Consider the following 19,931-nt stretch of genomic DNA (forward strand, 5'->3'; position numbering starts at 1 on the left):
ACCGGCAGTACTGATTTACGTCCACCCATTTATTAATCAGGTATGCGCTGTCACCGTACCGTGTTACCAACTGTATTGCTGGCACTGCTGGTCGGGGCCGGTGTGGTGGCGGGAACAGCTGCCGGACAGTCACAGGTGACCCTCACCGTCACCGTCGTCGACGGGGACGGCGACCCGCTCAGCGGTATCGACCTCTCGGCGACGTGGGACGACGGCGCGGGCGGGCCGGCCAACGAGACGACGCGGGCAAACGGGCAGGCACTTATCGATGTCCCCGAGGGGGCGGATGTCATGCTACAGATAGATGACGACGAGTACGTCAGAAACGTCCCTTACGTCGTCGAAGATGCCGAGGCGGAGTCCGTCGAAGTAGTAGTCTCGGAGTCGGCGACAGCCACAGTCAGCGCGGTGACGGCGGACGGCCAGCCGGCCGAGAACGCCCGCATCCGGCTGTATCGGGACGGGAACTACGTGGTCGACAGGAACGCGGGCAGCGACGGGGCCATCACGACACAGCCCGTCGAGGAAGGCGAATACAGCGTCATCGTCACCAAGCCGGGGTTCTACCGCAACCTGACGACCGTGCCAGTCTCCGGCGAGACGACGGCGACGGTCCGGATTAGCGAGGGGTCGGTCCTGCTGCAAGCCGAGGTCGTCGACGACCACTTCAACGACTCCAGACCGATCCGGGACGCGACCGTTCGGGTCGAATCTGACAACGGATTCGATGGCACCGTGCCGACGCTCTCCGACGGGACGGCGTCGGTCAGCGTGCCGGTCAACGACCGCTACGACGTCACCGTGACGAAAGAGGGCTACGAGACGGTCGAGCGACGCGTCAGGGTGGCTGAAGACGAAACCTCAGTCGATGTGGACATCCGGCGCACCCCGGAGATTACGCTCACGCCTGACAACAGGCAGGTCATCGTCGACGCGAACGTCCGGTTCACAGTCACCGACGAGTACGACGCACCAGTGGCGAACGCGACCGTAACCCGGAACGGGACCGAGGTCGGGGAGACGGACGCGGACGGGGAGATAACCGCGACCGTCCCGACGGCCGGTACCGTCACGTTCACCGCGACAGCCGGGGACCTCACCACGACGACGAACGTGACTGCGTTCAGGCCGGGCGAGGAGACGACGACGGGCGGGGCGGCCACGACGCCGGAACGGACGGCCACGGCGACCGAAACGTCGGACGGGAGCGGCCCGGGCTTTACCGTCGCCCTGACGCTCGTCGCGGTGCTCGTGGTGACCGCCCTCGCACACCGGCGACGCTAACGGGACGTTTTTCCCCGCGAAGGCCGCATACCCGTGCAATGACTGTTCTCGAGTCCGTTCACGAGGCCCACGGAGCGACGTTCAGGGAGGTTGGTGGCCGGCGCGTTGTCGACAACTACGGGCGACCGGAGCGGACCCACCGCGCGGTTCGGAACGTCGTCGGAGCGATAGAGTACGGCTACGGTGTGATCGTCGTCACCGGCGAGGACCGCGTCGACTACGTCGACAACGCCGTCTCGAACCGCGTCCCGGACGAGGACGGCGCGGGCTGTTACGCGCTCTTGCTCGACCCCGACGGCCGCGTCGACACGGACATGTACGTGTACAACGCCGGCGAGCGCCTGCTCGTGTTCACGCCGCCACAGGAGGCCGACGATCTGGCCGCGGAGTGGGCGGACAAGACCTTCATTCAGGACGTCGAGTTCGAGGTAGCGACCGACGACTTCGCCGTCTTCGGCGTCCACGGGCCGAAAGCGACCGAGAAAATCGCCAGTGTCCTCCACCAGACCGGGACGCCCGAGGACGTACTGACCTTCGAGCGGGGCGAACTCGGCGACGCCGGCGTCTCCGTCGTCCGGACGGACAACCTCGCTGGCGAGGAGAGCTACGATGTGGTCTGTAGCGCCGACGACGCCGAACCCGTCTTCGACACGCTGGTCAACCGCGGACTCAACGCTGTCCCCTTCGGCTACCGGACCTGGGAGACGCTCACACTGGAGGCCGGGACGCCGCTGTTCGACAGCGAAGTCAAGGGCGCGCTCCCGAACGACCTGGGCCTGCGCAACGCCCTTGACTTCGAGAAGGGGTGTTACGTCGGTCAGGAGGTCGTCTCCCGTATCGAGAACCGCGGTCACCCGACCCAGCGCCTGGTCGGTCTCGCCGTCGAGGCCGTGCCGGACCCCGGAGCGGCAGTGTTCGCCGGCGACGAGCACGTCGGCGACGTGACCCGCGCCGCGCAGAGTCCGATGCGGGAAGCCCCGATTGCGCTGGCAAATCTTAGCTGGGAGCGGCCCGAGGCATCGCTGACCGTCCGCGTCGACGGCGACCCGGTCGCCACACAGCAGGTCGAGCTACCCTTTATCGACGGGTCGGCACAGTCGGCACGGTTGCCGACCTACGAGTAGCGAGGCTTACTCCAGTTCGATAGCGGCCCGCCCGCTGGTCGCGCTCCGAATCCGGTCCCGCAGGGCGCTGCCCTCTGCGGTTGGGACTCGAACGTCGAAGACGACTTCGGCTTCGTAGGCGGCCTCGAACTCGACGCCCGCCGATTCGAGCAGGCTCCGGACGCTGCCCGAATCGTCGTAGGCGACGGTCACGGTGAACCGCTCGTGGGGTACTTCCTCGACGACGCCCGCGTCGTCGACGCCTTCCTTCACCGCTCTGGAGTAGGCGCTGGCGAGGCCGCCCACGCCGAGGTTCGTCCCGCCGTAGTAGCGCGTGACGACGGCGACGACGTTCTCGACCTCGCGTTGCTGGAGGACGTTCAGCGCGGGGTCGCCGGCGCTGCCGCTCGGTTCACCGTCGTCGCTGGCGTACTCCCTGAACGGGTCCGACCGGACGCGATAGGCGGGGACGTTGTGGGTCGCGTCGGCGTACTCCTCGCCGACGGCGTCGACAAACGCTTCGGCCTCGTCGACGGTCGTCGCGGGGGCGACGTGGCCGATGAACTCCGAGCCCCGGACCTCGAAACGCGCCTCGCCGCGGTCCGGAACGGTCCGATAGCTGTCCGTCACAGACCGGAATACACCGGGCGGCGGAATAGCATTTGTCGTTGCGCCGTCCGTGGGCACGGCATCGGATCAGTCCGTGCCGTCGCCGGCCTGTCGTGACCCCCAGACCCGCTTGTCCAGCAGTTTGACCTGCATCCCGTCCCGGACCTGCAGCTGACAGGAGAGTCGGGGGTAGCCAAACCGGTCGGCGAGGTCGTCGTGCCAGTGGTCGGCGTCGGGCGGTTCGGCGAGGCGGACGCCGCAGGTGGCACAGATGCCGCGGCCGCCGCAGTTGACCCGCTCGGCGTAGCGGCCATGTGGCGAGAGGTCGGCGTCGAGGAGTACGTCCCGGAGGACCGCGCCGGCTTCTGCGGTGAGTTCGTGGGTCTCGCCGGTTGGCGTCTCGACGGTGAGCGTCGCCGGCATCAGGCCAGTTCGATAGTCCGGACGAACGCTAGCCGGCGGATTTCGTTGATGAGGTCACCGGGCAGTTCCTCGTCGGTGATGACGTACAGTTTCGGCTCGTCGGTGAACTCGGGGTCTTCGCTGAGGACCTGCCGGATGGAAATGCCGCGGTTGGCGATAGCCGACGTGACCGTCGACACGATGCCGGACTCGTCGGCGGCCCGGACAGTGACGGTCACCGCGTGCAGGTCCAGCACCGGTGCGAGGTCGAGCAGGCTCGGCACGGAGGAGATGTTGCGGAAGATGCGCCGCAGGTCGTCGTCGTCGAGAATCGCGTCCGTCGTGGCGTTGACGACACGACGGTCGACATCGGCCTCGCGGGCGATGCCCGTGTTCGGGATCTCGATGCCGCCCGAGACAACGCGGCCGTCCGCATTGACGGAGAACCCTCGTTCCAGCAGCAAACGGATGACATCCTGCTGGCCGGGAGAGTCCTCGAATTTCTGCATAATCTCGTCGAACATACGGAGTGGTGGACGCGGGGCCACTAATCGGTGCCGCCAGCAGTCGAAACAGCGACGGTTTCGCACCGCCGTCAACTATAGCTCGCCTTTCGTACTCGCCACGTCGGACCGGCGCTCGTCGATTCGGGTTGCGTCGTCGAGCGCCCGTGCCAGCCCCTTGAACAGCGCCTCTATCTCGTGGTGAGCGTTCTCGCCCTCGACGCCACAGTGTAGCGTCAGCCCGGCGTTCATCGACAGCGAGCGACAGAAATGCCTGGCCATGTGGCTGGTCATCCCACCGACAGAATCCTGTGAGAACGCACCGTCGAACGCGAAGTACGGCCGGCCGGAGATGTCGACGACGACGCTCGCGACGGCCTCATCGAGCGGGACCTTGCGGTCGGCGAACCGGCGGATACCGCGCTTGTCGTCCAGCGCTTCGGTGAACGCCTCGCCGAGCGTGATGGCCACGTCCTCGACGGTGTGGTGGTCGTCGATCTCCAGATCGCCGTCACACTGCACGGTCAGGTCGAACAATCCATGCGTCGAGAACGAATCAAGCATGTGGTCGAAGAAGCCGATGCCGGTGTCGATGGTGCTGTCCCCGTCGCCGTCGACATCGAGCGTGACCTCGATGTCCGTCTCGGCCGTGGTCCGCGTGACGGCTGCCGTCCGGTCAGTCATACTTCACACGTATCAGGCCGCGTATTTGTGGATTGCGTCCAGCGGCGGACAGAAGCGCCGGGGCAGTCTCACTCGGCGTGCTCGTCAAGCAGCGCCAGCAGTCGGTCGGTCACCGCCGGCGCGTGCTCAACGAAACAGCAGTGGCGGCCCTCGACGGCCTCCCCAGTCCCACGGGGGAGATCCGCCGCCAGCGACTCCGCGGCCTCAGGTTCGACGACAGGGTCGTCTACCCCGTAGTACACTTCGGCGGGCTGGGTAATCTCGTACAGCGGCGGCGCGTCGAAGGCCGTCATTGCGTCGGCCTGCGCGTCGCGAGCCACGCCAGTAGCGTCCTCGTCGGCCCGCCAGTCCGCAATCCGTTCGAGCAAGTCCGGGTCGTGGTCACGGAACGCCGGCGAGAACGCACCGTCAAGCGACGACGGGGCATCCAGCGCGAGCGAGTCGAGCGCGTCCCGGTCAATCGCATCGCCGGACCCGGCCGTACAGTACAGCGTCAGCGAGCGGGCGCGGCTGTACTGGTGGGCGTACTTGAGCGCGACCATCCCACCGAGGCCGGCCCCGACGAGGTGAGCGCTCCCGACGCCGTGGTCAGCCAGCACAGCTTCGAGGTCGGCGGCCAGCGTTCCGACGTCGTACGGTCCCGCGGGCGCGTCCGACCGACCGGTCCCGCGGAGGTCCCACACCACCGTCTCGTAGGGGCCGGCGACGGCGTCGTAGTGCCAGCCCCAGAGCCACGCCCCGTACCCCACGTCGTTGATAAACACGACGGTCGGGCCGTCGCCGTCGGCTTCATAATAGAGAGCCACGTCGCGGTTGCGTGCGGTCGACATTGGCCGTCGATTCCCGCGCCGGCAGTGTGTCTCTTTCGGTGAATAGGTCTATACTGCTGGCTGTCGAAGGGCCGCCAGTCCAGTGTCCGGAGCAGCATCACTTATCGGCGCCGTCGTGTTGGTCGTGAGTCTCGGTGTCGCCGCACAGCTGGTCGCCGACTGGCTCCAGATCCCGAGCGTCGCATTCCTGCTGGTCGCTGGCGTCCTCGTCGGCCCGCAGGCGCTCGACCTTGTCGACCCCGCGATATTCGGACAGGCCGGGCTACAGGCTATCGTCGGTCTCAGCGTCGGTATCATCGTCTTCGAAGGGGCGTTCCACCTCACTGTCGAACGCGTCCGCGAAGCGTCCAGAGAGGCGCTGGGACTGGTGACGGTCGGCGCATTCGTCTCGCTCGTCGGAACCGCCGTCGCTGTCAGGCTCGTGTTCGGGACGACGTGGCCGGTCGCCGTCCTCGTCGGGAGCCTGCTTATCGCCACCGGGCCGACGGTCATCACGCCGATTATGCAGGTGGTCCCTGTCAGGGACCGGGTCGCTGCGGCCCTAGAGACTGAAGGCATCATCAACGATGTGACCGCCGCCATCCTCGCGGTGGCGACGTTCGAGTTCGTCATCGCCAGCCAGTCCTCGCCGCTGGTCGTCGTCGAGGCGTTCGTCGCCCGGCTGGCCGTCGGCCACGTCGTCGGCATCGCCGTCGGCGGCGGCATCACACTTCTGCTCCAGCGGTGGCACCTGTCCGCGGACAATGCCCTCCAGAACGCCCGGGTGGTGGTTCTGACCGCGGCGCTGCTGGCATACGCGCTGGGGAGTATGTGGCTTTCTGAGGCCGGTATCGCAGCCGCCGCCGTTGCCGGGATTGTACTCGGGAATGCCGACATCCCCCACAAAGAGGAGATTGCCGAGTTCAAGGGCGGGATTACGCTGTTTGTCCTCTCGTTCGTGTTCATCGTGCTGGCGGCGCAGCTCTCACTCGGCGACCTGCGTACGCTCGGTGTTGGCGGGCTGATCGTCGTTATCGTCGTCGCTGCGCTCGTCCGTCCGCTCGGCGTGTTTCTGTCGACGCTGGGCGGCCGGCTGACCGTTCGCGAGCGGCTGTTCGTCGGTGCGATGGGACCGCGCGGTATCGTTCCGGCCAGCGTCGCCACGCTGTTTGCCATCGAACTGCGGCCCGAGAACCCGGATGCCGCGACGGTTCTCGTCGGGACTGTCTTTCTCGTTATTTTCGCGACCGTCATGTTTCAAGGCGGGCTGGCCCGTCACTTCGCGCAAGCGCTTGACATCCTCCCCATGCAAACACTCATCGTCGGGAGCGGGCGTGTCGGTCGAGAACTGGCAGTCCGCTACGAATCACGCGGTGAGGAGGTCGTCCTCATCGACAGCGACGAGGGCACAGTCGAACGGACCCGAGCCGACGGCCACCGCGTCGTTCACGGGGATGCGACGAATGCGACCGTCCTCGAAGACGCAGGGGCGAGCCGGGCGTCCGTCGTCGTCGCTGCGACTGCAGACGACGACGTGAACCTGCTCGTGGCACAGCTGGCGACGACGCGGTTCGACGTCGACACCGTGGTCGCCAGAGCGAACCAGCCGGACAACGTCGAGGCCTTCGAGGACCTCGACGTCGAGACTATCTCAGCCGGCTTCGCCGTCGCTGACGCAATCGACGACGCGGTCGAGCGGCCGTCCCTCGCTCACTGGCTGTCGGACTCCGGGCGAACGGGGGACGTACTGGAAGTCGAACTCAGCAACGACTCGCTGGTCGACCGGACGGTGGAAGAAACCGCAGAGTGGCTCCCGGACGGCTGTCTGGTTGCAATGGTGAGCCGTAACGGAACAGACAGAGTCCCAGACAGCGATTTCCGCCTCGCAAGCGGTGATCATCTGACGCTCGTTTGTGAGACCAACGAAGCGATGCAGGACGCCAGAAGACTGTGTCAGAGCGGATAGCCGTGCGGCGCGTCCCGCTCAGCGCAGTTCATCGAGCGAGACGGCCGCTGCTCGGTCCGCAGTGACCCACTCGGTCACGGACTGCTGGCGGTCCGAGGGGAAGATAGTCAGCTCCGAGGGGTTCTCAGGGTCGTCGTACAGGCAGTCCAGTTCGAACTCCGGCGCTTCATTCAGGTCGGTGTCCGACGGGGGCGTCGTGGTAGCACTCATGAGTCAAGGAGTGTGAGTATCACTGCAGTTTTCACACAGTTCATCGGGAGCGCTGCCGTTAGCAGTCCCACACCGTCGACACGTCCGTTGGGACCGAACGTATTCGGTGTGAGACTGGATGTGTGAGATGTCACGTTTTCCGCTCATATCTGCTATAGATAGGCAGTTACTAAAAATACTTTTGGAAATCCACCCAGATATACCTAATATAACTAAATGTAATTGTACCCGTCTCGCGTATTCGAATCGTTCGGGCAGAACATCCGTCCGCAATCGGACAGCTGTCCGACGGACGGAGCGGGCGACAAAACCGGCACCGGAAAAAACGAGAACGGGTCAGGCGTTCGCGACAGTTCGCAGGATGTCCGGCGCGTCGTCCAGCGCGTCGTCCAGCGCGTCCGCGTCGGGACCGCCACCCTGAGCGAAGTCCGGGGGGCCGCCGCCGCCGCCGCCGACGCGGCCGGCGAGTTCGCCGACGACCTCCCCGGCGTCGACATCGACGCCGTCGGGGACAGAGACGACGAACTGTGCGCCGTCGAGGCCCGATCCAAGCACCGCGATGTTGCCCTGCTCGACGACGGCGTTTGCCTGCGCTCGGAGTTCGTCCATGTCAGCGTCGATCCGCTGAACGACGGCAGTCGCCTCGCCCACGTCGACTTCCTCGCTGTCGCCGCCACCGCTGGCGCGGGCCTCCGCGAGCTGTTCTTTGAGCTGTTCGATTTCCTTGCCGCGGGCCTTCCACTCGTCGAAGAACCGCTCTGCGGTCTCCGGGACGGCATCGGGCGCGACGTCCAGCACGTCGGCGGCCTCGGTGAGCGCGTCCTCGGTGCGCTGGGTGGCCTCGATGGCGGCGTTGCCCGCCGCGAAGGTCAGCCGGATGACGCCGTCCTGAATTCGCTCGGTGTTCAGGAGCTTGACGGCCCCGATGTCGCCGGTGCGGGCGACGTGGGTGCCGCCACAGGCCTGCACGTCGTCGCCGACGGTGATGAGCCGGATCTGCTCGCCGGCCGGGATACCGCCCTGATAGAGGTCGAAGCCGTACCGTTCCTCGGCCTCGTTGCGGTCGGGCCACTCCTGTTTGACGGCGATATTATCCTGCACGATGTCGTTTGCGAGCCGCTCTATCTCCTTGACCTCCTCGCGGCTCACCGACTCGTAGTGGCGGATGTCGATACGGGCAGAGTCGGTCCCCTTCTGGGCCCCGGCCTGCCTGACGTGTTCGCCGAGCACTTGCCGGGCGCTGTGGATGACGATGTGGGTCGCCGTGTGGTGTTGCATCAGGCGCTGACGACGGGTGGCGTCGACCTGCCCGCGGACGAACTCGCCCTTTCCGGGGTCGTCGTCGCAGGTATGGACGATGACGTCGCCGTACTGCTGGACATCGGTCACCTCGGCGGAGACGTCGTCGGTCGACAGTGTCCCCTCGTCCGGCGGTTGGCCGCCACCTTCCGGGTAGAACATCGTCTGGTCGAGCACCACGTCGTAGGTGTCGTCGTCGCGGTCGAACACCTCAAGCACGACCGCCTCGAACTCGGTCCGCTGCTGGTCCTCGTAGTAGAGCCGGTCGGTCTCGGGCAGTTCTTCGAGTCGCTCCGCGTAGGGCGTCTCGGATTCCTCGGTCGCCGCGTCGCCGCCGCCGTGGCGCTGGGCGACGACCGCGTAGAAGTCATCGGGCACGTCGACCGCGACGCCCTTCTCGGCGGCGATTTCCTCGACCATGTCCGGCTGGATGCCGTGGGAGTCGTACAGTTCGACCAGCTCTTCGGTCGGTATCGGCTCGCCCTTCTCGGCGTACTCCTCGGCCAGCTGCCGGACGCGCCGGCCACCGCGGTCCAGCGTCTCGCGGTACTTCTCGACCTCGGTGCGGACGATGTCGCGGATGGTGTCGCGGTTCTCGTAGTCGAGGCGCTCGGCCTGCATATCGACGAGTTCGTCCAGTGGCGCGTCGACGCCGACGCCGTCGACCAGCCGCTTCGTCCGGCGCAGCACCATCCGCGCGAGGTAGCCCGTCCCGACGTTCGAGGGGACGATGCCGTCGCCGAGCATATACGCGAGCGTCCGGCAGTGGTCGGCGATGGCGTAGATGTCCTCAAGCGGGGCCATCAGCTCGCGCAGTTCCTCGACGTCGACGCCGACCTCGGCGGCGATGGTGTCGCGCTCTGCCTCGATGTCCTCGGCCTCGTCGATGTCCATCCGGCCTGCGAGCTTCGCGGCCTCGTGGACGATACGCTCCTCCTCGTCGGTGAGTTTGATGCCGGCGTTGTCCTTGAGGAAGGCTATCATGTCGGGGTAGACCGCCTCGTACACCGTCGGTGTCCCCTGGCTCATCCAGGTCCACCGCTCCAGCCCGTAGCCGGTGTCGACGATGTAGGTGTCCATCGGCGAGTAGCGGTTGCCGTCTTTCATCTCGTACTCGCCGTCGGGGTCCTGCTCCATCGACATGAACACGAGCGTGGCGAGTTCGGCCCCGCGGTAGATGACCTCGATGGCCGGGCCGGCGTTGCCGCCGCCGACCCATGGGTCCTCGATGTAGACGATTTCGTCCAGGTTCGCGCCCATCTCCTCGAACAGTTCGTCACAGAGCTGGACCGTTTCGTCTTTCCAGTACACCTCGCCCTCGTAGGCGTACTGCTCGGGGTCCTCAATGTCCTCGCGGGCGTTGAACGCGTGGTGGGCCATCATCTCGAAGGCCATCGTGTGCCGGCCCGTTTTCCCGACGTTGTCGATGTCCTGCATCCGGATGCAGGGCTGGCTGATACACAGCGGGTTCGCCGGCGGCGGCGTCGTCCCGGAGGTGACAAGCGGCTGGAAGTCGTAAATCGACGCCTGCGTCAACAGCACGTCGTCGCGCCAGCGGTTCGCCGCCACCGGGTACGGGTCGATGCGCTCGTGGTCGCGCTCCTCGAAGAAAGAGAGGAACGCCTCGCGCATCTCCGTCAGCGAGTGGGACTCGTCGAAGCCAGGGTTGTCGATGAAGTCGTACTCCGCACACGGCGGCTCGCCGCAGGTCTCACGCTCGATGCGGGACCAGAACATGTCGCCACAGGAGGCACACTCCTGGCGGTGGAAGCCCTCCTCCTCGAAGTAGTCGAGTTGGTAGGCCTCGTCGAGGTCGCTCATTGGTGTTCAGTTGGCCCACGTTCGCCTAAAACTGTTCCGAAGGGGCCGGCAGTGTCCCCAGTCTGTCAGAGCGTGACTGAGGATTCCCCGGATAAGGTCTTCGGCACGACTACTTCCTCGGTTGTCATCCCGCCCGCCGGCGAAGTAATACGTAGCGTCGCAGTCTCACCTTCGGGCAGCGGTTCGCCGAACGTGGTAGCACCATTGATTTCCTGACTCTCGCCGAGATCAAGAGAGATCGTGAATCGGTCCTCAACGTCGTTTAACACCGGCTGAGAGCCGTCGTTGTCTTGAACCGTCGAGACGACAAACCGGCCATCAGGTTCACCCTGTGCACCGCCGGCCGCGAGCTGGTAGTACGACCCGCTCGGACCGATCCACTGAACGGTCGTCTTGTCCAGGTCCACGTTCCCCGCACCCGGTGCCCGCTTGACCGTGATGTTCACCACGCCGACCTCACTGTTGCTGGTGAAGTGGTCACCGGTCATGCCGACGACCTGGATGCGGTTGGTCGTCGAGTCGCTGGACTGCTGGCCCGTCGCCTGCGCGGAACTCTGCAGGAACCCGGCAGTGTTGATGAGTACGCCAGCGGCGATTGCCGCGACCAGCACCATCGCGATAAACACGATCAGGGTGCCGATCCCGACCTGTCCGCGGTCCTCGCCCGTCCCCTCCGTAGATGGTCGTAAACGTTGCATTTCAGTTGTTGATACTCTTATGTAGCTTTCATAATAAACTTCACCGACCAGTTATCAGGTGTGAAAAATTGGAGACTCTCGGTACGAGACCCTTACTCGCCCTGCGCAAGCGAGGCCAGCATCGCTTCGAGTTGGACGCGCTCGTTCGCGCCGCGGGTGATCCGATAATCAGTTTCGCCGATGCGTTCGAGTACCCGGACGGCTGCGTCGTCGTCGATGTCGAACTCCCAGATAGAGCGGTGCAGTTGGTCGATGATGTCGCCGCCCGCGATACCCTCCTCTGTCAGTAGTCTATCAAGGGTTGCCCGCGAGGCAGTGAAGTCGCCGTCCAGCGCCGACTGGACCATCTCCCGGATCTCCTCGGGCCGGGCCGTCGAGGTGATGGCGTACACCGCCGACTCGTCGACCGTGTCGCCGCTGACCGAGGCGGCCTGCAGGCCGTTGATGGCCTTGCGCATGTCCCCGTCGGCGGCGTAGACGAGCGCGTCGAGTCCGTCTTCGGTCAGTTCGATGTCCTCTTGGGCGGCGATATTTCGGATTTCCTCAGCCACGGCGTCATCGGCCAGCGGCGAGAAGCGGAAGACGGCACATCGCGACTGAATTGGGTCGATGATCTGGCTGGAGTAGTTACACGAGAGAATGAAGCGAACGTTGTTCGAGAACTGCTCCATCGTCCGGCGCAGCGCCGACTGGGCGTCGCTTGTCAGGGCGTCGGCCTCGTCGAGAAAAATGATACGGTACTCGACGCCGCCGAAGCTCGTCCGGGCGAAGTTCTTGATGCGGTCCCGGACCACGTCGATACCGCGCTCGTCGGAGGCGTTCAGTTCGAGGAAGTGCTCGCGCCAGTCGTCGCCGTACAGCTCACGGGCGATAGCCGTCGCACACGTCGTCTTGCCCGTCCCTGCCGGCCCGGAAAACAGCATGTGGCTCAGGTCGTTACGCGAGACGTAGCTCTTGAGCCGCCCAACGATGTTCTCGTGGCCCATCACGTCGTCGAGCGTCTGCGGGCGGTACTTCTCGATCCAGACCTCCTCGCGTCCCGCCCGCGACTCGGACTCGGCCTCACTCATGGGCGAATCGAGGCGTGGCCCGGTCTTAACTCTTACAAACTAAGCCCTGCCGAGTGAACGACCGCCTCCGCGAGAGTTCTCGCGCTTTCGTGGAAGCGAAAGAGCGCCGTGCGCTTATTGTGGTCGGCAATCTCGAAGGTAGCGAGAGTCGACAGTCTCAGGTGTGTCGGCCAAGTACGGCCGGGCATGCACGTCACCGTCGAGATTGCCGGCGAAGACACCCACGAACTTGAGGTGGACGCGGACGCGACATACGGCGACCTGCTCGCACCGGTCGACCTGAACCCCCACGAGGTGTCGGTTCTCGTCGACGGCGAACACGTGCCGACTGACCAGCCCGTCACGGCCGACCACGTTCGGGTCGTGCGTCTCATCAAAGGCGGATAAGGCGTTGAACAGTAGCTTCCAGCACAGCGATGCACGTCCGTACAGCACACCCCGACGAAGTGCCCGCCGTGATGAACGTCCTCGACGGGGCAGTCCTCTCAATCGCCGTGGAAACCGTGCGAGCGGGTGCTGAAGACGGCGGGACACTCGTCGCAACGTCCGGTGACAGCGAGACGGATGGGCGCGTTCTCGGCGCACTCGTAGTTGATGGGACCCATATCGAAGCCATTGCCGTCCGGCGGCGTCGGCGCGGACAGGGTATCGGAACGGCGCTCGTCGAGGCAGCGCTCGACCGGCGGGGCCGGGTTACCGCCGAGTTCGACGCGGACGTGCGACCGTTCTACGAGCAACTCGAGTTCGACATAGAGCCTCTCGACAGCGAATCCGACCGATTTCGCGGGGTCCGCGAGTAGCCCCGTCGGAATCAGTTCTGCCGGCCTGTCAGTTCTTCAATAGCCAGTTCGTACAGCGTCACGTCCATCTCGTCGGTCGGCTCGTCGAACACCCGAATGGGCGCGTAGCGCTCGTTTATTTCGACGGCCTCGTAGGCTGGGTCGCCGTCGGGAATGGCCGTTATCGGTCCCCGGGCGACAATGCTCCAGCCGGTCCACGACTCCGCGTCCGGCGTCGCCGCCGTCTCGGTAACGACATACGTCGCCGTTTCAGTGGCGTCGAGGTACGCCGACTTCTCGCTCTCGCTCGTCTCGCCCAGACGGAAGTACAGCGATCCGCCCTCGTAATGGTGAAACACCGGGAAGGCGTACGCGTCGTCGCCGTCTGCCAGCGCGAGCACGCCGCTCTCGCTCGCGGTGAGACGGTCGCGGACGGCGTCGTCGGGCATCCCCTTTGTGTAGGCGAACGCGATATCGGTGTCCATAGGCCGACGACGCACGCTGTGGGCTTAAACGAGGGGTTCGACCAGCTCCCGACCGGCATCGAGCAGTTCGTCGACGCGGGCGTCGCTGCCGGCCTCAGCGTAGACACGGAGCTTCGGCTCTGTGCCCGAGGGCCGGACTAGCACCCACGTCCCGTCTTCGAGCCGAATCTTGAACCCGTCGACAGTGTTGATACCGTCGACAGCGGCCCCTGCCAGCGCGTCTGGAAGTGCGGTTTCGAGGTCGTCGAGGACGGCCTCCTTCCGGTCGTCGGGGCAGTCAACGCTGATGCGGTCCTGGTGGATTTCGCCGTGTTCGTCCAGCAGTCGGTCGACACGAGCGTCAAGTGGTTCCTCGCGCTCGGCGGCAGCGGCGACCAGCGCCACCAGCACGCCGTCCTTGTTCCGCAGGTGGTCCGGCAGGCCGAAACCGCCCGATTCCTCGCCGCCGAACAGCGCGTCGTGGTCGGCCATCGCCTCGGCGACCCACTTGAAGCCGACAGCGACCTCGTGGACGGCCTGCCCGTGGGCCTCGGCGACGCGATCGACGATGCTCGACGTGGAGACCGTCCGGACCACGTCGCCGGCGGCGTCTTCGAGCAGGAAGTCGTACATCGCGGCGAAGAACAGATTGGGGTCGAGGTAGCCCCGCTCCGGCGTGACGACGCCGATGCGGTCGGCGTCGCCGTCGTTGATAATCCCCAGTGCGGCGTCGCCGTCACAGACGTGTTCGACGAGTCCCTCGGCGTTCTCCGCCGACGGTTCGGGTGAGCCACCGCCGAACTCGGGGTCTTGCTCGCAGTTGAGCCGGGTCACGTCAGCGCCGGCAGCTTCGAGCAGGGCGTCGGTAACGCCGCGGCCGCTGCCGTACAGCGCGTCGTAGGCGACCGGCAGGCCGTCGAGGTCGGTGTCGACGTAGTCCAGCGCGTGCTCGTGGAACGGAGTGATGAGGTCGTCCTCCGTTCGCTCACCCCACTCGGCTTCGGGGAGCGGGTCGAGGACGGCGAGGTTCTCCTCGAAGGCAGCCGTCCAGTCGGGCAGCGCCGGCGAGCCGTCGCCGGGGATGAACTTCACGCCGTTGTACTCCGGCGGGTTGTGGCTGGCCGTGATCTGAAGTGCCCCGGCCAGATCGCGGTCTTTCACCGTCCAGGCAAGGATTGGTGTCGGCGTGTCTCGGTCCGGCAAGAGCACGTCGAACCCGTTGGCGCGCAGGACGTGTGCGAGTTCGTCGGCGAACCCGGGCGAGGTCTCGCGGGCGTCGTATCCGATGGCGACGGTCCCGGTCTCCCCGCGCTCGGCGAGCGTCGTGGCGACGGCCTGGCCGACCATCCGGACCCGCGGCTCCGTGAACACGTCCAGCGTCGCCCGCCAGCCGTCCGTCCCGAAGGCGATTGCACCTGCGTCGGCATCCGCGTCGTTGTCCATAGCCCGCGGTTCTCGGCCCCCCGACAAAAAGTCACGCCTCATCGGCGAGCTGTCACGTTGCGGTCCCGGGCGGACGGGTTCAGGTACCAGCACCCGGGACGGTCGAGCGAACCGAGGACGGCTTCGAGTACGGCACCCGGGACGGCGACGCCGGTCGACGAGTCGAACCGTCGTGGCGGCCGCTCAGATATCGAAGTCCGCTTCGGCGTCGCTGGATTCGACGAGTCGTTCCTTCTCCGCTCTGGAGTACTGCTTGATCTCGTATTCACGGCTCATTGCGTCGGACTGTGAGTCAAACGACTCGACGTGGATCAGTTCGACCGGCGTTCGGCCGCGCGTGTACTTCGCGCCGTCGCCGGCGTCGTGCTCGCGGACGCGGCGTTCCACATCGGTCGTGTAGCCGGTGTAAAACGTGTTGTCGCTACAACGGAGGACGTACACGTGGTAAGGGCTCCGCGCGGTAGTCATCGCACGATGCTGGTGGCCCAGTGGGCCTCACACTTGTTGGGCGCGCTCTCTCGATACCTCGGCAATGCCAGCGTTTGCCGAGCAGTTGGGACACGCCCGGATGTGTCCGCGTTCATCCGCGAACACTCGGGCGAACTGGTCTGAGACGTGCGCGCCGCAATGATCACATTCAGGCATCGTGTTCGTCGGCGACACCACCGCCGACGTATACGCGTACGCGCGTTACTCTCATAGCTCTTTACCCAAATACTTGGGTATGCCCGCGGTCGGAGAGGGTTGCTAGTCCCGTGCATCGTCGAGCTGTCTGGCGATTAGGCCGGCTTGCGTGCCGGCGGTGAAGCCGGCGTCGATGTTCACGACGGAGAGGGCGGTACAGGACTGGAGCAACCCAGAAAGAGCCGCCTCACCCTCGCCGCCGTGGCCGTAGCCGGTCGAGACAGGTAAACCGATGATTGGCACGTCGACGAGACCGGCGACAACCGTCGGAAGCGCACCTTCGCGGCCCGCCGCGATGATGAGAACATCCTGGTCTCGGAGGCCATCGACCGCGTCTATCGTCCGAGCAAGGCTCGCAACGCCGACATCGTCGATACGGGTCACGGTGGCCCCCATCTCCTCGGCGATGAGCGCGGCCTCACCGGCCGGCACAGCGTCAGACGTCCCGGCAGTGACGATACCCACTGACGCGTCCAGCGACGGGCGTTCGAACGCCGGCGTTGTCGCCACCAGCCAGTTCGAGCGGTCGTCCCAGCGAACTGTCGCGTCCGGGGCGGTCTCGTCCAGTCGCTCCCGGACGGTCGTTGCAGTTGCTGCGTCGAGCCGCGTCACGATAGCCCGCTCCGTCGTCTCGATGGCTGTCGCCGCCAGCTCCGCCACTTCCGTCGGCGTTTTCCCGTCCGCGAGGACAGCTTCGGGGACGCCGGCACGGTTCTCCCGGGCGGCGTCGAACCGACCGGCCCCACTGGTCGCGTAGCCCGCAAGCGCCGCCTCGGCTTCTGCCGGGGAGAGGTCGCCCGCCGCAACCGAATCGAGTATCTCGCGCATAGGACCCATTCGGGGATACGACCACTCCTATCCGTCGGTCCAGGTCGGCGTCTCGGCACAATCAGGGTCGAACCTGTGGGAGCGCGCGTGAGCGACGCTCGGCCGGCGTAACGCGACAATAGCCGTCTGGAGCAGGTCAAAAGGCGTATTCTGACGGAGTTAGTCGGACACAATTGTGGATTTATAAGGGGTTATGTGTCGTATAATGCCTCAAACTGCCGGTAATAGGGTCGAGAGCGAACTAATTGGAGAAAGTATATAAGTAACCCCCGTCGATACCTCGTCTGTATGGCAGACCTAATCGTCAAAGCCGCCGTTAAGGAAGAGCTCAACGACATGAACGTAGCGTCCGACTTCTACGACGCACTCGACGAGGAAGTCGAAGAGCTGCTTCAGGACGCAGCCCGACGAGCCGACGAGAACGACCGGAAGACGGTCCAGCCGCGCGACCTGTAAGGTCGTTTCAAGCAGCGTATTTTTTTGCGACCAGCTGACCAGCGGCAGCTACTCCGAGAGCGGTCGGACGGTGACGCCGTCAGTGGTGCCAACGTGAATCTCATCAGCCATATCGACGAACAGTCCGTGCTCGACAACACCGGGGAGCGCGGCGAGGTCGCCGGCGAGCGCGGCAGGGTCGTCGACAGCTCCGAAGTCACAGTCGAGCACGAGGTTCCCGTTATCGGTGACGACGGGGCCGTCCTTACGTTCTGCACGTCGAAGCGACGGGTCACCGCCCAGGTCTGCAACCGCCGTGGCGACCGTCGAGCGAGCCATCGGAAGCACTTCCACGGGAACGGGATGTGAGAGCACGTCCGCCTCCTTCGTCGGATCGGCGACGACGAGAAAGCGGTCAGCGCTCGCATCAACTATCTTCTCCCGGGCGTGCGCTGCGCCGCCACCTTTGATGAGGTTGCCGCCGGCCACCTCGTCGGCCCCGTCGATGGCGAGGTCGACCGATACGTCGTCGAGGTCCGCCAGTGGGATGCCACAGTCCCGGGCCAGCTGGCGGGACTGGAACGACGTGGGGACGCCCGCGACGTCGAGTCCGGCGTCGACCGCCCGCCCGATGGCGCGGATGGCGTGGGCCGCCGTCGACCCGGTCCCCAGCCCGACCACCATGCCGTCCTCGACCGCTTCGGCCGCCGATTCGCCCGCTGCTCGTTTCGCCGCGTCGGAGCCGCCCTGTTTCATGTGCGGTGGGTCGACAGACGCGGACAAAACGTTTGTTCTCCCGACTCCAAGCGCCCGCATGGCCGACTGCACGTACTGTGGCTGTCGGGTCGAGGCCCACGACCCTGTCTACGTCAGCGAGTCTCCCGAGGGAGAGCCGACGGGCCGATTTTGCAACTACGGCTGTCTGGCGGCCCACATCGACGCGGCAGACCTGACGACCGGCACGGTCTGCGAGTGGTCACCGGGGCAGTAGCGGCCCGCGACGGCCGTCCGATGCCGGATGGATTTTAGGGGCGGCCCGACCCAGAGAGCAGTAATGACACAGTTCGGAACGAGCGGCATTCGCGGCCCCGTCGGCGAGACGGTGACGGCCGAGTTGGCGCTGTCGGTGGGACGGGCGCTCGGCGTCGACTGCGAGCGGGTGGTCGTGGGCCGTGACCCGCGGGCGAGCGGCGAGTACCTGCAGGCGGCACTCGTGGCCGGCCTCCGAGAGAGCGGCGTCGACGCGGTCGACCTCGGCACCGCGGCGACGCCAACCATCGGCCGAGCGGTGGCCTGGCAGGACGCCGACGCCGGCGTCGCGGTGACAGCGAGTCACAACCCGCCGGAAGACAACGGAATCAAGCTCTGGCAACCCAGCGGCCAGGCGTTCGATGCAGACCTGCGAGCGACCATCGAACGGCGGCTAGACGAGAACGCGTTTGCGCCGGCAACGTGGGACGAGAGCGGCGACCACGAGTCGTGGGACGCCGGCCAGCGCCACGTCGACGCGCTGGTCGCCGAAGTCGGCGAGCAAGATCTCGACAGTCACGTCGTCGTCGACCTCGGTAACGGTGCGGGCCGGGTCAGCGTCGACGCTCTCACAGAGCTTGGCTGTGCCGTCGAGACGCTCAACGGCCAGCCGGACGGCGCGTTCCCCGGTCGCCCCTCGGAGCCGAAAGCCGAACACTGTGAGTCGCTGACGACGCTGGTGGCCGAGTCCGACGCAGATCTCGGTATCGCCCACGACGGTGACGCTGACCGGATGCGGGCGGTGGCGGCCGACGGGACCTTCCTTTCGGGCGACGTGTTGCTGGCCGTGTTCGCCCGTACCGCGGCGTCACCGGGCGAGCGGGTCGCCGTGCCGGTCGATACGAGTCTCGCCGTAGAGGACCACCTCAGCGATATCGACGTCTCCGTCGAGTACACCCCGGTCGGAGACGTGTACGTCGCCGAGGCTGCAAGTGCTGAGGGGGTCGCCTTCGGCGGCGAGCCAAGCGGTGCGTGGATCTGGCCTGAGCGAACGCTGTGTCCGGACGGTCCGCTGGCGGCCTGTACCGCCGCCGCACTGGACAGCGAACGCCCGCTGGGCGACCGCGCCGTCGACGTGCCGGAGTACCCCATCCGCCGGGACAGCGTCGAAACTGACGAGAAAGAAGCGGTGATGGACCGCGTTCGTGAGACAGTGACCGAGACCTACGACGACGTGACGACGCTCGACGGCGTCCGCGTCGACCTCGGCGACGCGTGGTTCCTCCTGCGGGCCAGCGGTACACAGCCGCTCGTTCGGATTACCGCCGAAGCCCGTAACCCGGACCGTGCTGATGCGGTGTTCGAGGAGGCACGCACACGCCTCACGGACGCGCTGGTATAGAAGGTGAGACGAAAAGATCCGAAAACAGCAGTTGGTAGCGAGTGCAGCCGGCGAGGAAAACGTCCCCGCAACCGTCAGGTCACAGGGCGGCAGTTCCTGACCGGTTCTATCCGCGACGTGTGGACCGGGCCTCACGGACGTCTGCCCCGTCGCGAATCTTGTCTTCGCACTGCGGACAGACCCTGGGCTTTTCGACCCCGTTCGGCGTGAACACACGCGCGTAGTCAGCCGTTACAAAATTACCGCAGTTCTGGCATTCCGGCATACAACCCTGTATGTGGGTTATACCCTCTTAATTGTTATTGGTTTGGTAAGAGTTCGCATACGGGGCGTTGGCGTCGCTACCGGGGGAAAACACCGTTTCGTTCGAAAGAAGGGAACGTCAGCAGAGAGCGCAATGGGGGCGCTAGTGTCGATTGGCTGTTACAACGACATCCAAGGAGCGGTGGATTTGGGGCGGAGTGTGGGC

24 protein-coding genes are annotated in these 19,931 nt (G+C 65.7%); 8 read left to right on the forward strand and 16 right to left on the reverse strand.

Translation table 11 applies throughout. The features are described 5' to 3' along the window. Positions 1-42 precede the first annotated feature (42 nt). Positions 43-1,284 carry a carboxypeptidase regulatory-like domain-containing protein gene (locus tag AMS69_RS03460; RefSeq protein ID WP_202904510.1) on the forward strand — a complete coding sequence of 414 codons (1,242 nt, stop codon included), beginning with the start codon at positions 43-45 and terminating at the stop codon, positions 1,282-1,284. Between the two features lie 38 nt (positions 1,285-1,322). Then, entirely contained in the window at positions 1,323-2,408 is a 1,086-nt protein-coding gene (gene ygfZ / locus AMS69_RS03465; RefSeq protein WP_053966691.1) for a CAF17-like 4Fe-4S cluster assembly/insertion protein YgfZ, read from the forward strand. A gap of 6 nt (positions 2,409-2,414) precedes the next feature. Here ygfZ and AMS69_RS03470 read toward each other — a convergent pair whose 3' ends face one another. From AMS69_RS03470 to AMS69_RS03490, 5 genes are all read right to left on the reverse strand, one after another. Continuing rightward, complete coding sequence (locus tag AMS69_RS03470; RefSeq protein ID WP_053966692.1) at positions 2,415-3,017, reverse strand: IMPACT family protein; 603 nt, start codon at positions 3,015-3,017, stop codon at positions 2,415-2,417. A gap of 66 nt (positions 3,018-3,083) precedes the next feature. Beyond that, positions 3,084-3,419: a 2Fe-2S iron-sulfur cluster binding domain-containing protein gene (locus AMS69_RS03475; RefSeq protein ID WP_053966693.1), complete on the reverse strand. Its 336-nt coding sequence runs from the start codon at positions 3,417-3,419 to the stop codon at positions 3,084-3,086. Then, complete coding sequence (locus tag AMS69_RS03480; protein WP_053966694.1) at positions 3,419-3,922, reverse strand: ACT domain-containing protein; 504 nt, start codon at positions 3,920-3,922, stop codon at positions 3,419-3,421. The genes AMS69_RS03475 and AMS69_RS03480 overlap by 1 nt, the downstream gene beginning before the upstream one ends. 75 nt (positions 3,923-3,997) lie before the next feature. Then, positions 3,998-4,585: an imidazoleglycerol-phosphate dehydratase HisB gene (gene hisB / locus AMS69_RS03485; RefSeq protein WP_053966695.1), complete on the reverse strand. Its 588-nt coding sequence runs from the start codon at positions 4,583-4,585 to the stop codon at positions 3,998-4,000. A 68-nt stretch (positions 4,586-4,653) separates the two neighbouring features. Further along, complete coding sequence (locus AMS69_RS03490; RefSeq protein WP_053966696.1) at positions 4,654-5,415, reverse strand: alpha/beta fold hydrolase; 762 nt, start codon at positions 5,413-5,415, stop codon at positions 4,654-4,656. 82 nt (positions 5,416-5,497) lie between these two features. On the opposite strand from AMS69_RS03490, the gene AMS69_RS03495 reads away from it, so the two are divergent. Beyond that, positions 5,498-7,360 (forward strand): cation:proton antiporter domain-containing protein, encoded by a 1,863-nt coding sequence (locus tag AMS69_RS03495; protein ID WP_053966697.1) that lies wholly within the window; start codon positions 5,498-5,500, stop codon positions 7,358-7,360. A gap of 18 nt (positions 7,361-7,378) precedes the next feature. Here the strand turns inward: AMS69_RS03495 and AMS69_RS03500 are convergent, their stop codons facing one another. From AMS69_RS03500 to AMS69_RS03515, 4 genes are all read right to left on the reverse strand, one after another. Next, positions 7,379-7,570, reverse strand: a complete 192-nt coding sequence (locus AMS69_RS03500; RefSeq protein ID WP_053966698.1) for a DUF7511 domain-containing protein — start codon at positions 7,568-7,570, stop codon at positions 7,379-7,381. Between the two features lie 336 nt (positions 7,571-7,906). After that, a complete protein-coding gene (alaS, locus tag AMS69_RS03505) occupies positions 7,907-10,690 on the reverse strand; it encodes an alanine--tRNA ligase (RefSeq protein WP_053966699.1) in 2,784 nt (927 codons plus the stop codon). A 65-nt stretch (positions 10,691-10,755) separates the two neighbouring features. Beyond that, entirely contained in the window at positions 10,756-11,388 is a 633-nt protein-coding gene (locus AMS69_RS03510) for an archaellin/type IV pilin N-terminal domain-containing protein (RefSeq protein ID WP_053966700.1), read from the reverse strand. 92 nt (positions 11,389-11,480) lie between these two features. Continuing rightward, positions 11,481-12,458 carry a replication factor C small subunit gene (locus AMS69_RS03515; RefSeq protein ID WP_053966701.1) on the reverse strand — a complete coding sequence of 326 codons (978 nt, stop codon included), beginning with the start codon at positions 12,456-12,458 and terminating at the stop codon, positions 11,481-11,483. Between the two features lie 186 nt (positions 12,459-12,644). On the opposite strand from AMS69_RS03515, the gene samp2 reads away from it, so the two are divergent. Both samp2 and AMS69_RS03525 read left to right on the forward strand, forming a co-directional pair. Further along, positions 12,645-12,845: a ubiquitin-like small modifier protein SAMP2 gene (samp2, locus tag AMS69_RS03520; RefSeq protein ID WP_053966702.1), complete on the forward strand. Its 201-nt coding sequence runs from the start codon at positions 12,645-12,647 to the stop codon at positions 12,843-12,845. A 29-nt stretch (positions 12,846-12,874) separates the two neighbouring features. Next, a complete protein-coding gene (locus AMS69_RS03525) occupies positions 12,875-13,258 on the forward strand; it encodes a GNAT family N-acetyltransferase (protein WP_053966703.1) in 384 nt (127 codons plus the stop codon). Positions 13,259-13,269: 11 nt separating this feature from the next. Here AMS69_RS03525 and AMS69_RS03530 read toward each other — a convergent pair whose 3' ends face one another. From AMS69_RS03530 to larB, 5 genes are all read right to left on the reverse strand, one after another. Next, on the reverse strand, positions 13,270-13,722 hold the full coding sequence (locus AMS69_RS03530; RefSeq protein WP_053966704.1) for a pyridoxamine 5'-phosphate oxidase family protein: 453 nt from the start codon (positions 13,720-13,722) through the stop codon (positions 13,270-13,272). Between the two features lie 24 nt (positions 13,723-13,746). After that, positions 13,747-15,144, reverse strand: coding sequence for a phosphoglucomutase (locus AMS69_RS03535; RefSeq protein ID WP_053966705.1), 1,398 nt, complete (start codon positions 15,142-15,144; stop codon positions 13,747-13,749). Between the two features lie 183 nt (positions 15,145-15,327). Further along, entirely contained in the window at positions 15,328-15,612 is a 285-nt protein-coding gene (locus AMS69_RS03540; RefSeq protein WP_053966706.1) for a GIY-YIG nuclease family protein, read from the reverse strand. A 27-nt stretch (positions 15,613-15,639) separates the two neighbouring features. Next, entirely contained in the window at positions 15,640-15,789 is a 150-nt protein-coding gene (locus AMS69_RS21240) for a DUF7563 family protein (protein ID WP_420182198.1), read from the reverse strand. Between the two features lie 102 nt (positions 15,790-15,891). After that, the gene (gene larB, locus AMS69_RS03545) at positions 15,892-16,656 is read right to left on the reverse strand and encodes a nickel pincer cofactor biosynthesis protein LarB (RefSeq protein WP_053966707.1); all 765 of its coding nucleotides are present in this window, start codon (positions 16,654-16,656) and stop codon (positions 15,892-15,894) included. 288 nt (positions 16,657-16,944) lie between these two features. Here larB and AMS69_RS03550 point away from each other — a divergent pair, with 288 nt between their 5' ends. Beyond that, the gene (locus tag AMS69_RS03550; RefSeq protein ID WP_004517708.1) at positions 16,945-17,112 is read left to right on the forward strand and encodes a hypothetical protein; all 168 of its coding nucleotides are present in this window, start codon (positions 16,945-16,947) and stop codon (positions 17,110-17,112) included. Between the two features lie 48 nt (positions 17,113-17,160). Here the strand turns inward: AMS69_RS03550 and rpiA are convergent, their stop codons facing one another. Further along, positions 17,161-17,847 carry a ribose-5-phosphate isomerase RpiA gene (gene rpiA, locus AMS69_RS03555; RefSeq protein ID WP_053966708.1) on the reverse strand — a complete coding sequence of 229 codons (687 nt, stop codon included), beginning with the start codon at positions 17,845-17,847 and terminating at the stop codon, positions 17,161-17,163. Between the two features lie 58 nt (positions 17,848-17,905). Here rpiA and AMS69_RS03560 point away from each other — a divergent pair, with 58 nt between their 5' ends. Beyond that, positions 17,906-18,082, forward strand: a complete 177-nt coding sequence (locus AMS69_RS03560; protein WP_238378339.1) for a hypothetical protein — start codon at positions 17,906-17,908, stop codon at positions 18,080-18,082. A gap of 63 nt (positions 18,083-18,145) precedes the next feature. Next, the gene (glmM, locus tag AMS69_RS03565) at positions 18,146-19,462 is read left to right on the forward strand and encodes a phosphoglucosamine mutase (RefSeq protein WP_053966710.1); all 1,317 of its coding nucleotides are present in this window, start codon (positions 18,146-18,148) and stop codon (positions 19,460-19,462) included. 106 nt (positions 19,463-19,568) lie between these two features. On the opposite strand, the gene AMS69_RS21245 is transcribed toward glmM, so the two are convergent. Continuing rightward, positions 19,569-19,727: a DUF7563 family protein gene (locus AMS69_RS21245; RefSeq protein ID WP_044952319.1), complete on the reverse strand. Its 159-nt coding sequence runs from the start codon at positions 19,725-19,727 to the stop codon at positions 19,569-19,571. Positions 19,728-19,931 lie beyond the last annotated feature (204 nt).

Origin of the sequence: Haloarcula rubripromontorii, assembly GCF_001280425.1 — an archaeon.
GTDB lineage: Archaea > Halobacteriota > Halobacteria > Halobacteriales > Haloarculaceae > Haloarcula > Haloarcula rubripromontorii.